General features: G+C 39.8%; 11 protein-coding genes and 1 pseudogene. 11 read left to right on the top strand and 1 reads right to left on the bottom strand.

The window, feature by feature from the left end; genetic code table 11:
- Positions 1-11 precede the first annotated feature (11 nt).
- From LVD16_RS20520 to LVD16_RS20500, 5 genes are all read left to right on the top strand, one after another.
- On the top strand, positions 12-1,055 hold the full coding sequence (locus LVD16_RS20520) for a PorP/SprF family type IX secretion system membrane protein (protein WP_233770163.1): 1,044 nt from the start codon (positions 12-14) through the stop codon (positions 1,053-1,055).
- A gap of 13 nt (positions 1,056-1,068) precedes the next feature.
- Positions 1,069-1,419, top strand: coding sequence for a translation initiation factor (locus LVD16_RS20515; protein WP_233770162.1), 351 nt, complete (start codon positions 1,069-1,071; stop codon positions 1,417-1,419).
- A 27-nt stretch (positions 1,420-1,446) separates the two neighbouring features.
- Positions 1,447-2,358, top strand: a complete 912-nt coding sequence (locus LVD16_RS20510) for a DMT family transporter (RefSeq protein WP_233770161.1) — start codon at positions 1,447-1,449, stop codon at positions 2,356-2,358.
- 3 nt (positions 2,359-2,361) lie between these two features.
- On the top strand, positions 2,362-2,925 hold the full coding sequence (locus tag LVD16_RS20505; protein WP_233770160.1) for a GNAT family N-acetyltransferase: 564 nt from the start codon (positions 2,362-2,364) through the stop codon (positions 2,923-2,925).
- Positions 2,926-2,988: 63 nt separating this feature from the next.
- Positions 2,989-5,013, top strand: coding sequence for a thiol-activated cytolysin family protein (locus tag LVD16_RS20500; RefSeq protein WP_233770159.1), 2,025 nt, complete (start codon positions 2,989-2,991; stop codon positions 5,011-5,013).
- 126 nt (positions 5,014-5,139) lie between these two features.
- Here LVD16_RS20500 and LVD16_RS27815 read toward each other — a convergent pair.
- Positions 5,140-8,062: pseudogene (locus LVD16_RS27815) on the bottom strand (leucine--tRNA ligase).
- A 179-nt stretch (positions 8,063-8,241) separates the two neighbouring features.
- Between LVD16_RS27815 and LVD16_RS20480 the strand changes: the two are divergent.
- From LVD16_RS20480 to eboC, 6 genes are all read left to right on the top strand, one after another.
- Positions 8,242-9,156 (top strand): hypothetical protein, encoded by a 915-nt coding sequence (locus LVD16_RS20480; protein WP_233770158.1) that lies wholly within the window; start codon positions 8,242-8,244, stop codon positions 9,154-9,156.
- A gap of 126 nt (positions 9,157-9,282) precedes the next feature.
- Entirely contained in the window at positions 9,283-9,597 is a 315-nt protein-coding gene (locus LVD16_RS20475; protein ID WP_233770157.1) for a hypothetical protein, read from the top strand.
- Between the two features lie 202 nt (positions 9,598-9,799).
- Positions 9,800-9,982, top strand: coding sequence for a hypothetical protein (locus tag LVD16_RS20470; protein WP_233770156.1), 183 nt, complete (start codon positions 9,800-9,802; stop codon positions 9,980-9,982).
- Between the two features lie 429 nt (positions 9,983-10,411).
- Positions 10,412-11,281, top strand: coding sequence for an EboA domain-containing protein (locus tag LVD16_RS20465; RefSeq protein ID WP_233770155.1), 870 nt, complete (start codon positions 10,412-10,414; stop codon positions 11,279-11,281).
- A 30-nt stretch (positions 11,282-11,311) separates the two neighbouring features.
- The gene (locus tag LVD16_RS20460; protein ID WP_233774609.1) at positions 11,312-12,223 is read left to right on the top strand and encodes a TatD family hydrolase; all 912 of its coding nucleotides are present in this window, start codon (positions 11,312-11,314) and stop codon (positions 12,221-12,223) included.
- A gap of 9 nt (positions 12,224-12,232) precedes the next feature.
- The gene (gene eboC, locus LVD16_RS20455) at positions 12,233-13,141 is read left to right on the top strand and encodes a UbiA-like protein EboC (protein WP_233770154.1); all 909 of its coding nucleotides are present in this window, start codon (positions 12,233-12,235) and stop codon (positions 13,139-13,141) included.
- Positions 13,142-13,152: the final 11 nt, after the last annotated feature.

The following is a 13,152-nucleotide window of genomic DNA, read 5'->3' as shown; positions in this document are numbered from 1 at the left end:
GGTCCATATACATGCGCAAAAGTTTACTATTTTTTTGTTTGTTGTTGCTGGCGGCTCCTTTAGTGGTTAAGGCCCAGGATCCTCAGTTTTCACAATTCTATGCAGCTCCACTTTACCTGAACCCTGCTTTTGCAGGTTCTAATCAGCAGATGAGAGTAGGGCTGAACTATAGAAATCAATGGCCGGCTATAGAGGCTAATTTTCAGACATATTCCGCATATGTTGATGGTTTTATAGAAAGTAAAAATAGTGGTGTAGGCATGCTCTTAATGAGAGACCAAGTAATGGGTACAAACTCTACCATGGTAGGGCTGCAGTATGCATATCAGTTGTACCTTACCGAATGGCTTACCTTTAGACCAGGTTTTCAAGCGGCTTTTTATAATAGAAATATCAATTTCAGTGATCTAACTTTTGCAAACCAGTTCGATCCCAACACCGGATTACCAACTGGCGTTGATTCGGGTGAGGATTTTGGAGATGCTGGAAAAAGCTTTATCGATCTATCTGCTGGCGGTATGCTGTACACTAAAAACATGTTTTTAGGATTGGCCGCTCATCACCTGAATACTCCAAATCAATCATTTTCAGAAGATGGAGATCCAAAGGAATTGCCTATAAAATATTCATTTCATGGTGGTGTGAAAATACCGTTTAAATCAGGGACCATAGGTAGTGGAGTTTATTCAAGGCCACAGGAAAGAAGCCTTACACCCACTTTCCAATATAAAAAACAAGGTGAGTTCGATCAGCTCGATATGGGCTTGTATCTAACCCTGGAGCCTATTTTAATAGGAACATGGTATAGAGGTTTACCCTTCAAATCTATAGAAGGCTTTAGCAATAATGAGTCTATCGTTTTACTGGTAGGCTTCACCAAAAAAGGTGGAAACGGTGAAATTCTCAATATTGGATATAGCTACGATTATACCATCTCCAAATTAGGAGCAGGAAGTGGTGGGGCGCATGAGCTGTCCATTTCTTATTCATGGTCTACCAGAGATCCTCGTAAACCTCCGAGAAATGTAATGCAAATACCGTGTCCGGATTTTTAATAACTGAAACAAAATGGCGAAGAAGAATAACTGGAAGAATAGAGATGGTGTAGTATATAGCACCAATGATGATTTTGATTATCAGTATGAGGGCGATGCAGAGGATGAAACGCTCGATCCCTCACAGCAAAACCTCAAAGTGCAGCTGGATAAAAAGGCTCGAGGAGGCAAACAAGTGACTTTAATTACAGGCTTCATCGGAACACAAGACGACCTGAAGGAACTAGGTAAGGTACTAAAGTCAAAATGTGGAGTAGGCGGATCAGTCAAAGATGGTGAGATCCTAATCCAAGGAGACTTTAGAGACAAGGTGCTTGAAATTCTTAAAAAAGACGGCTATGGAGCCAAAAGGGTAGGTGGGTAAGTATAGCCTCTTACATCAATTTTATATTTGAAAACCCCGAACAATAATCTTATTGCCATCTCAGTAGCTGTTATTGGGGTGGTTTTCTTTTCTGCCAAAGCGGTAATGGTAAAGCTGGCTTATCAGTATGATATTGAGGCAGTTCCTTTGCTATTGCTTCGTATGAGTTTTGCGCTTCCGGTCTACCTGATCATTGCTTTGGTAAAAGGAAGGAATAAGAAGAACAATCTCACTTGCAATGATTATATATGGCTGCTGGTTTTCGGACTTATTGGCTATTATCTCGCCAGCTTGTTTGATTTCCTTGGTCTCCAATATATAAAAGCCAGTCTTGAACGCATTATTTTATTCATTTATCCCACTCTGGTGATATTGATTACCTGGATATTCTTCAAGAAGAGACCATCCAGGGAGCAGATTATAGCTATTGTCATTAGTTACGTGGGTATCATCATAGCCTTCAGTCAGGAGTTAATTATTTCTGAGCAGGATGATGCTCAGCTCATACTTGGTGGTGGACTTATCTTATTGAGTGCCATTACCTATGCCTCATACCTGGTTGGAAGCGGTTATCTGATTCCTAAGGTGGGGGCGGTTTTATTTACTTCGTATGCCATGATGATGGCTTGTGTGGGCGTCATCATTCACTTTAGTGTAACAGGGGGTGATCATCATATTATGGATTACCCGGTTCAGGTTTACTGGATTGGATTTGCCATGGCTATTATCTCAACCGTTATACCTTCATATCTGATTTCCTATGCCATAAAGCAGATAGGCGCCTCCAATGTGTCCATTATAGGGAGTCTAGGGCCTGTTTCAACTATTATACTTGCGTATCTGTTTCTGGGTGAGCTCTTTACCTTGATTCAAATGGCAGGATCACTGGTGGTGATTGTTGCTGTAATCTTTATCAGTAGGCAAAATAGAAAGGCTTAGCTGATGAAAACTTTACCTTTTAATAGCTTTCCCATCTTAGCAACAGAAAGACTTTTACTGAGATCTTTTCAGCTTTCTGATGCTCCAAGCATATATGAGCTAAGAACTGATAAGGCAGTGATGAAATATATGGACTCTGATGATCATGCCTCGCAGGAAGAATCTGAGCGGTTCGTGCAAAATAACATCAATGCCTATGAAAAAGGTGATGGGGTTTTCTGGGTGATTGAAGATAAGGTTTCTAAACAATTTATCGGAGATGTGAGCTTTTGGAAGCTTGACAAGCATAATTCCAGAGGTGAAATAGGGTATATTCTGTTGCCGGCTTTCTGGGGTAAAGGGTTGATGCATGAGGCGTTGCAGGCAGTACTTCATTTTGGGTTTGATGCAATGGATTTACATAGTGTGGAAGCCAATATTAATCCGGAAAATGAGCCATCAAGGAAATTGCTTTTGAAATTGGGCTTTGTGAAGGAGGCTTATTTTAGAGAAAATTACTTCTATAATGGCCATTATCTGGATAGTGAAATCTATTCTTTGTTGGCTGGGGATCTGATGAGCTTTTGACATCCCATGCGGGCGATATGTCGGAAATATGTCATCATTTGACGGATTTATGATAGCCTATCAATGAGTCTGGAGTCTAATTTTGCCCAAGAATTAGATACAGATATATTAATGATTTCTTCGATTAAAAATCAACTCACGGGAAACCACTCTTTACTTTTTACCTGTTTTTATTTACTCCTTTTTATCAGTTGTGGATCAGATGATCAGGTAGATCCTGATACTCCAAATCTCCCGGATAAAGATGGAGAGGTACTTTCTTTTGATGAAGTTGTGGCTCTGGGAAAGGATTTTGGTGACTTCACCTTGCTCAAGGATAAGGTTACTTTAGGTGATCCGATGGCATTTGTTGGCCAGAGTGTAAATGAAGAGGGAATTACCGAGAAGTTTGATTGTGCCACTCAAAAGGTAAGACTGAGAAATGGTGTCGGAGTATTCCGCTGCTTGAGCCCTAATGTGGAGGAAGTTTTCCCAGGTAATTTAATACAAGGGCAATCTCTTTTAGAATCAAATCTAGCTGACATCCCGCTAGAACGTGCTGGTGGAAGTTTCAAATTAACCTTCGAGGAGGAGGGAAAATCTCAGTTGATTAATGTTTCTGAAATGACAGGAATACAAGTGAAAGAGGCTATAAGTCAGGCTCTTTCGGATGAATTAATAAACACTAATAAATATGATTTAGAGATCATAGATATTTATGATCAGGATCAATTAGCCGTGGAGCTGGGGATTAGGCCTGAAATTTTCAGGGTGCAATCGGCAACAGATTTGGCTATCAGTGTAGATAATTTATATCAGAGAGCCTTGATTAAATTGGAGCAGGTCATGTATTCTACGGAATATGAACTGCCGGAAAATATTGAAAGTCTTTTCCAAAATAACGTTACTCCCAAAGATCTAAAGCAGTTTATTGATGCGGATAATCCAGCTGCATATATTTCCTCTATAACATATGGAAGGGCATTCTTTGTTTTAATTGAAACAACAAGCAGTAGAGCTGAGCTGAATTCAGCTGTTGAAGATGGTTTTTCTAACTTTGGTGAAGAAGGTAACGGCCTTATTCAAGAAGATGCTTTTAACTCATTAACAGATTTTAAAATAAAGGCGATTGGTTTTGGCGGTGCTTCAGAAGGGTTTGATTTGAAAGGAGAGACCAACTTAAATGAATTGGCTGATAAGGTTTCGAAGGTTGCGAGTTTAGAAACTGCTCAACCACTTTTTTATGAGATAAGAAGTTTGAAGAATCCAGAACAGGTAGTAGGTGCTAATCTGGAAATAGAATATTTAGTCACTGAGTGTGATCTGGTTGGCTTCCTGCCTGATCGTGGCTATGAAAACCTTGTTGATATTTTTGGTGAGGATGATTATATAGGTGCCGCTTTTAATTTAGTAGGCAGAACCATCGTAGTGTACAACTCCACAGGCAAGAAGTATGCTGTTTATCATGTTGGCTCTGCTAAAGTTTTAGGTATGTATGACCACAATGATCCCTCAGGACCCCTCGGCATTAGTGATTTGAATTCTGTGGAAGCCGCCTTTCAGCCAGGAAATGATGGAGTCATAGCATTATTTGAAAAGAATACGGAAGCTGTGCAAGAATTTCATATCAGCACTGAACTGGAAGATGGAGTTTTACCAGAAGGAGCTGTCGGTTTTTATATTAGCGGTGCTGTCACCAATGTCAAAAATTATTTTCAATCAAATTCTTTCTTTGCTTTTGATAATCAAGGGATAAGCGCGGCGGTTAGACTGCCAGCTAACATTGGTAGCCGTAGCTCGCTGCTTTTTTCAGAAGATGGTGCCATCTTTTTGAGAACCAGGACAGTAAGTGCAGATGGTTCATTTGTACATGATCCAGCTCAGGTGAACGATGATTTTCCGGGAGGAGATTCTGGGAATTTATTTACCGAAGTTGGGGCAGCCACACTGGTAAAACGCGAAGAGGGAGATGAAATCATGTTTATCAATAAATCAGGTGATAAAATGCTGATATGGAAAGGAGAAAGAAAGGAGAATGGTGAAAACATCATTTCCATCAGTGAAAAAGACATCAAAGGGGCCTTTTCTTCAGTAAGGCTAATGCATTAAGTTTAGGTGATATACGGTTGAACCTAGTAAGCCATCTGTAAGGATGGCTTATTGCTTTTTTGCCCATAAAAAAAAGTGCCTCACTTTTTGAGTGAAGCACTTTCTATTTATTTATTAGTCAGTAGTTTATATCACTACATTAACTATTCTCTTTGGAACTACGATCACCTGTTTTGGTTTCTTGCCTTCCAGCCACTTCTGAATTATCTCTGAAGCCAATACTTGCTTTTCGATTTCTTCTCTTGGCATGTCAGTTGGGAACGACATTTTAGCTCTCATTCTACCATTTACAGATACTGGGTACTCATGAGCATCTTCTACCAAATAGCTTTCATCATAAGCTGGGAACTGCGCTGTAGTTACACTGGTTACGTGACCTAGCTTGCTCCATAGCTCTTCAGCAATGTGAGGGGCATATGGTGCTATCACTATCACTAGCTGCTCAAGTATCTCAGCTTTGTTACACTTCAATGAGGTAAGTTCATTCACGCAGATCATAAACTCACTTACGGAAGTATTGAATGAGTATTTCTCAATGTCTTCCTGAGCTTTTTTGATGGTTTTGTGAAGTACTTTTAACTCTTCTTTAGTGGCTTTTTCTGTGGACACGAAGAAATTGTCATTATCATCATGGAACAGGTTCCAGAATCTTCTTAAGAACTTAAATACACCATCTATACCGTTAGTATTCCATGGCTTAAATTGCTCCAAAGGTCCTAAGAACATTTCATACAATCTCAAGGTATCTGCACCATACTTTTCTATGATATCGTCAGGGTTTACCACATTGTATTTAGACTTCGACATCTTCTCCACCTCAGAACCACAAAGGTACTTTTGATTGGCCTCTGGGATGATGATGGCATCTTTCAACTCTGCTCTCCAGTTTTTGAAGGCTTCTACATCAAGCTCATCGTTGTATACCATGCTAATGTCCACATGGATAGGAGAGATCTGATTGAAGTTGATCTCTACCGCTGAGAAGTCAGTGCCATTCTTTTGGTTGAAAGCCTCAATGCCTTCTGTGATTAACTTTTCAATAATACCTTTTTCAGCATTAGTCAGATTTGATTTTTTGATCTTATCAACAATGCCTTTGGAAATATAAATCTCTGGCTTTTGGCCTTCCGAAGAACCATTATATTCTAAAGTAAGTCTATAAACCAGGCTAGACACACCCTGGATCATACCCTGGTTGATGAGCTTTTTGAAAGGCTCCTCTACAGTAACATAACCCTGATCATATAAGAATTTGGTCCAGAATCTTGAGTATAATAAGTGACCGGTAGCATGTTCTGATCCACCGATGTATAAGTCAACATTTTCCCAGTATTCCTGAGCTTCTTTGCTTACAAAGGCCTCATCATTATGAGCATCCATGTAGCGGAAGAAGTACCAGCTAGATCCTGCCCAGCCCGGCATAGTGCTCATTTCGATAGGATCACCGCTTTCTGTGGTCCAGTCTTTAGCACGGCCTAATGGCGGCTCTCCGTCTACTGTTGGTAAATATTTATCAATTTCAGGCAGTACTAATGGCAACTTATCAGTGTCCATCAAATATGGACTTCCGTCTTTGTAATATACAGGAAGAGGCTCACCCCAATATCTCTGGCGCGTGAAAATAGCATCACGCATTCTGTAGTTGGTCTTGCCTTTACCAATGCCACGTTTCTCCAGCTCTTCAATTCCTTTTAAGATGGCTTCTTTAGGAGAAAGGCCATTGAGGAAATCAGAGTTCATCATTTTACCCTCTTTGGTAGGATCAGCGGCCTTTTCTATATTGGCACCTTCAATGATTGGAATGATCGGCAAGTCAAAGTGCTTAGCGAAGTCATAATCACGCTGATCACCAGCAGGAACGGCCATAACTGCACCTGTTCCATAACCGGCTAATACATAGTCAGCTACCCAGATTTGAACCTTTTCACCGCTGAACGGATGAATAGCATAAGCACCAGTAAATGCACCGGTAATGGTCTTCACATCAGTCATACGCTCACGCTCAGATCGGTTACCCGCTTTTTCAGCGTAAGCCATTACTTCCTCTTTCTGGTCATCAGTTACCAACTGTTTTACCAAATCACTTTCCGGAGCTAAAGCCAGGTAAGTAACGCCAAAAATGGTATCTATTCTGGTGGTGAAAACTGTAATATCAATATCATGACCATCCACTTTGAAGTCCAGCTCAGCACCCATGGATTTACCAATCCAGTTACGCTGCATTTCTTTCAAAGGCTCTGGCCAGTCAATGGTTTCAAGGCCAGTCAATAATCTTTCGGCATAAGCCGTGATGCGCATCATCCACTGCATCATTTTCTTTCTTACCACAGGGTGGCCACCTCTTTCAGAGAAGCCGTCTTTGACCTCATCGTTAGAAAGCACAGTGCCTAATGCCGGACACCAGTTTACCGTAGTGTCAGCCAGGTAGGAGAGTCTGTATTTTAATAAGATGTCTTGCTGCTCTTTTTCAGAAAATCCTTTCCACTCTTCGGCAGTGAATGATGGAGTATCCTCATCGCAGGCAGCGTTTACCGTTGCATTGCCTTTAGTTTCAAAGATGCTTACCAGGCTCTCGATAGATTCTGCCTTATCCGTATCGTTATTGTAATAGCTGCTAAACAACTGCATAAAGATCCACTGCGTCCATTTGTAGAACTTAGGATCAGAAGTGCGCACTTCCTTGTTCCAATCAAAGGAGAAGCCGATGTTGCGAAGCTGCTCTTTATATCTTTTAATATTCTCTTCTGTAGTAATAGCAGGGTGCTGCCCGGTTTGGATAGCATACTGCTCTGCCGGCAGACCGAAAGCATCAAATCCCATAGGGTGTAGCACATTATATCCCTTCAATTTTTTGAAGCGAGACACAATATCCGAAGCAATATATCCCAGCGGGTGGCCCACGTGCAATCCTGCTCCTGATGGATAAGGAAACATATCCAGAGCATAAAATTTAGGTTTTGAAGGATCTACAGAGGCTTTATAAGTATCGTTGTCAGCCCAGTATTGCTGCCATTTTTTTTTCTATTTCGCTGAAATTATATTCTGCCATTTTACTTGGTTTTGTTTACAGAGCTGCAAAAATAGCAGGATTTTATTGCATTAGAAGAGTTGGCGGAAGTAAATGTGTTTATTAGTGGTGATTGTGGGGGTGTGTATTAAGGTAGACCAGGCAGGCACTATGAGTTTTGATGTGAAAAGAGTAGATTGGTGCGTAAAACGAATAAGGGAATGTTTAGTGTCACTTATTTGGATGTTGCCCAAAATATGAAAAAACTGCTTGCAATAATATTTAGTTTTATAATTAGTCTTTGTTTTTCTCAAACAAAAGAACAACTGATTGATTCACTTATTAAAGTAAACAGAGTGGAATCTGATTGTGTTGGAATTGGCTGTATGGTAAGTCCGCAATACACAAGATTCCAAGAATTAAAGAAAAAACTATCCGACAAAGAACTGACTGAATTGTCAAAACACAAAAATCCAACAATTCGGACTTACGCTTCAATTGAACTCATTCAATCTGGTAAAGGAAATGTTCCAGAGTTACTATCAGCTGAATTACAGAAAAATGAAATGGTTGAAACTTTTGACGGTTGCATAATGGACATTGAACCGATTTCTTCAATTATCTATCACGAATATTGGAACAAAATAAGAATTGAGGCTTCCCCAAAAGTTAAAGGAAATAATTTCGAGCAAGATTTAGCAACGAAAAAAGCTCTTGCAACTGACTTGATCATGGAGAAATTAGATAGTATAATTATCTATTCCAACAAAGAAGTTTATTGGTTGCTTTACGATAGAACCTTTGAAAACAGAAAGCATAAGGACAATTATTTACCAAGAATTGAGGAATTAGCTTTTGATAAAAACAATTCTTATGCATTCGAGTATTTAGCAAAATTCTACCAATCCAAATACTCGGAGAAATTAGATAAATATTTGACAACTGATTTTCCGAAAGCTAAATTTCAATCCGAAAATGAAGTTTTCTATTTACACTCATTTATCGAAATGCTATTGGAAAGCAAGAACGAAGAATTTAAAAATATTGCAATAAATAAATTAAGAACTGACCAAGTATGGAAAGAACACAAGGGTTGGTTCAATACGACATTGAAAAAATACGGAATTGAACTCTGAAAAATTTCTGTCGCAATTCCATTACAACATAAATTTTCATTGGCATTTGTAATGCCAGTATATGTTAAAGTGGCATTGCAAATGCCCAGAAGATAAACTCGCAATACAATTGCGATCTAGCTGATTATGATGGAAAAATTAGTATCACTTCTAGAGAATAAGGATAGGAAATATATAATAGATGAATCTAAAACCTTTAAGTACAGAAGTATTGTCGGATCTTATGATCATATCCTAAAGACCTATCAGCTGCGTGGTCGTATTTCTCAAATTTCTGGGGCTGACTATGAAGATTTGATTGAAAGAATATTGGCATATAATCTGAGTCATATAAGAGTTCACTCAATAATAGGTGAAGATGAAAGTACTTTAATTTTTACGGATGAAGAGGTTGAAGTTCTAATCAAGGTTTTACATTTGAAAAGGAAGGCGTCTTTCTAAAATTTAACTTTGGCTTTTGTTAAGCTAGATGTTAATGTCACTGCGATATAAATTTTCATTGGCACCTGTAATGCCAGATTGTTAAGAGGCATTGCAAATACCCAGAAGATAAACTCGAAATACAATTATGCTCTAGCTGGATTGAATGGAATGCAGCTTTACAGTCATTGAATAATCATTAACTTCAACTATATTTGACTATATGCTATCGAAAGAAAAAGTAATCAATGTTATTAATAAGTTGCCGGATGAATTTTCGGTTGAAGAGATTATTGATGAACTACTCCTTTTAGAGAAGATAGATCGTGGACTTGCGCAATCTAGTGCAGGTGATGTAATTGCCGATGAAGATCTGGACAAAGAGCTTCCAGAATGGCTCAGATAAATTGGGCCCCACAAGCCAAAAATGATATACTCAGCACCCACAACGAGATTACTTCACTACACTCCTTTTCGCTCGTAATCACCAGTACTTAAAAAGGCATTTGATATAAAGTCCACGGTCAGAGCCTTTGTTGGAGTTATCTCCAACAAACCTGCCACCGTAGACAAATACAACACCCGTATTTTTAGCCATTCTATAATCAGTATTTCACATTATAGTCCCTCAAAAATAAAATTCCAGCACTCCTAAAATCGATTTAGCCTCCAATTGCATTAATTTTATAAGTTTTTAACTTTTTCATTCAGGATTCTCTGAAACGTAAATACTTTCTCAGGTCTTTCCAGATATCTACCGTTAAAATCAAATTAATTTCTAATTTTAAAACAGTCATTTATACGCTAATCACATTACTCATAAACCACAATAAGCGTGAATCACACAGCAGATTATTTGAAGGGGATTATTGAAAATAATGCTCAGCCAGATGCTCTAAACTGGCTGGAGGATACCAGGGAAAAGCTACAGGAAAAGGTTTCTGCTTTATATATCGGCTTCAGCTCATCATCCCGTTATTTTCAGAAAACACCGCTAAATCTTTCTTCAGCAGAAGCTGAAAAAGCAGATGCATTATGTCCGGGTTTTCAGCCTGGCGGATGGGATTTACTACAAACAGTAAGGGTTTATATCTTATTAGAATATCCCTTTGCAGATGCAGAGGAACAGTGTGCTGTATTTACAAAACTGTTTGACAGTGCAGATATTCATGAGCAGGTTTCGCTTTATAGTTCTTTGCCGTTACTGCCTTATCAGGAAGTGATGGTGCCACAGGCGAGAGAAGGGCTGCGGACCAACATTACCACTGTTTTTGATGCCATAGCACTTCAGAACCCTTTCCCAGCTCAATATTTTAGAGAGGAAGCCTGGAATCAGATGGTTTTAAAAGCGGTGTTTATGCAGCGTCCGTTGTATAAGATATATGGAGCCGATGAAAGGACTAATGCTCAGTTAGCCACCATGCTTACTCTATTTGCTCATGAGAGGTGGGCCGCTGGTAGAAAGGTAATGCCTGAACTATGGCGCTTTGTGGGGCCATTTATTGATGAATCTAATTTCGCAGATATAGAAAAGGTAATTGCAGAAGGCGATGGCCTGGAGGTGGAGGCGGCCTATTTGGCTTGTGAAACCAGTAATTATCAAAAAGCCGTTCAGATAAGAAAAGAAATTGATCAGAATAACGTTGGGTCTGCTGATGAACGCTGGCAGCAGATCGGTGAGCAGTTTTATCTCCAGCATTCTTAAATATTTAAATTTTACTTCATAAAACTAAACATACTCATGTATATAGATCCACACATTCATGTTACTTCCAGAACTACTGATGACTATGAAGCTATGCGTCAGGCAGGTATTGTAGCTATCATTGAGCCTGCATTTTGGTTAGGGCAACCTAGAACTAAAGTAGGCAGCTTTCAGGATTATTTCAATAGTCTGGTAGGCTGGGAAAGGTTCAGAGCCAGCCAGTTTGGCATCAAACATTATTGTACCATCGGTCTAAATTCTAAGGAGGCTAACAATGAAGCACTGGCAGAGGAGGTAATGGAGTTGTTGCCGTTATATGCTGGTAAAGAGGGAGTTGTAGCTATTGGTGAGATCGGATATGATGATCAGACAGCAGCAGAAGATAAGTTCTACAGGTTGCAGCTGGATCTGGCCAAAGAAATGAATCTACCGGTAATGATCCATACACCACACCGTGATAAAAAACGAGGAACTACCAAGAGTATGGATGTGTGTTTGGAGCACGGTCTTGATCCTAAAATGGTAATCGTAGATCATAATAATGAGGAAACAGTAGAAGAAGTATTGGATCGTGGTTTTTGGGCTGCCTTTACAATCTATCCTCATACAAAAATGGGTAGTGAAAGAATGGTAGAGGTAGTGAAAAGATACGGTTCTGAGCGCATTATAGTTGATAGTGCGGCCGACTGGGGCATCAGTGATCCTTTGAGCGTTCCAAAAACAGCCAATTTAATGAGAGAAAGGGGTATATCAGATGAGGATATTCGCTTAACCTGCTATCAAAATGCCTTAACGGCTTATGCACAAAGCGGGCAAATGCACGAATCAGATTGGCTTAATCCTACTGCAGTAGATGAATCGCAGAAGCTGCATGGAAATTCCATTTTAAGAGGCGGGCAAGAGCCAAATGCTGACAGAAGATCTGATATTGTTGAGAATTAAATTTTTATTGTGAATAGACTTGTTGCGCATTTGCGCCTAATGCGGCCTGCAAATATCATTACTGCGTTGGCCGATATTCTGGCCGGGGTGGCTATATCAGGAGTAGCGGTGGAAATAATTTCTGGAGATGAGGTTTTTAGTGATCAACTATTAAAACCCATCTTATATCTGATGCTCTCTACCATAGGGTTATATGGCGGAGGAGTGATTTTTAATGATGTTTTTGATGCGGAGCTGGATAGGGTAGAACGTCCCGAACGGCCTATTCCAAGTGGAAAGGCCTCGGTGCTAAGTGCCAGCATATTGGGAGCGATTTTCCTGTTAATAGGAATTTTAGCAGCCTTTTATGTGAATGTGTTTAGTGGCAGCCTGGCCATTGCTATTGCCGTTCTGGCTTTATTATATGATGCCTGGGGTAAACATCAACTAATATTCGGACCTATCAATATGGGGCTATGCAGAGGTGTAAACTTATTGCTGGGCATATCTCTGGTACCCGAAATGGTAACTGAGTTGTGGTATGTTTCGTTGATACCGGTAGTGTATATCGCTGCTATTACTATGATAAGCCGTGGCGAAGTGCACGGGGCTAACCGAAAAGCCTTGAAAGGGGGAGCGGTCATGTATGCTTTTATTTTAGTGGCCGTTTTGCTGCTGGCATTAAAGTTTGGCCAGGTATGGTGGTACGCAGTACCGTTCATCATTCTGTTCGCTTATCTAATTTTTCCTCCTTTGTTTAAGGCGCTTAATAACCAGGAGCCTAAGTGGGTAGGGAAGGCAGTGAAGGCAGGAGTATTATCTTTAATAGTGTTGAATGCAGCTATGGCTGCTGCTTTTGCAGGTTGGCAATGGGCTTTGCTGGTGTTGGTGCTGCTACCTATTTCTATTCTATTGGCCAAAGCTTTTGCTGTAACCTGATCTTTTAAATT

The organism is Fulvivirga ligni, from assembly GCF_021389935.1.
Lineage (GTDB): Bacteria > Bacteroidota > Bacteroidia > Cytophagales > Cyclobacteriaceae > Fulvivirga > Fulvivirga ligni.
This window is presented reverse-complemented; position numbering and strand designations above follow the sequence as displayed.

Excerpts from the sequence above, each read along its gene's own strand:
- LVD16_RS20520 (WP_233770163.1), top strand. The coding sequence starts at position 12 with ATGCGCAAAAGTTTACTATTTTTTTGTTTGTTGTTGCTGGCGGCTCCT.
- LVD16_RS20515 (WP_233770162.1), top strand. The coding sequence starts at position 1,069 with ATGGCGAAGAAGAATAACTGGAAGAATAGAGATGGTGTAGTATATAGC.
- LVD16_RS20480 (WP_233770158.1), top strand. The coding sequence starts at position 8,242 with ATGTTTAGTGTCACTTATTTGGATGTTGCCCAAAATATGAAAAAACTG.
- LVD16_RS20500 (WP_233770159.1), top strand. The coding sequence starts at position 2,989 with ATGAGTCTGGAGTCTAATTTTGCCCAAGAATTAGATACAGATATATTA.
- LVD16_RS20475 (WP_233770157.1), top strand. The coding sequence starts at position 9,283 with ATGATGGAAAAATTAGTATCACTTCTAGAGAATAAGGATAGGAAATAT.
- LVD16_RS20505 (WP_233770160.1), top strand. The coding sequence starts at position 2,362 with ATGAAAACTTTACCTTTTAATAGCTTTCCCATCTTAGCAACAGAAAGA.
- LVD16_RS20470 (WP_233770156.1), top strand. The coding sequence starts at position 9,800 with ATGCTATCGAAAGAAAAAGTAATCAATGTTATTAATAAGTTGCCGGAT.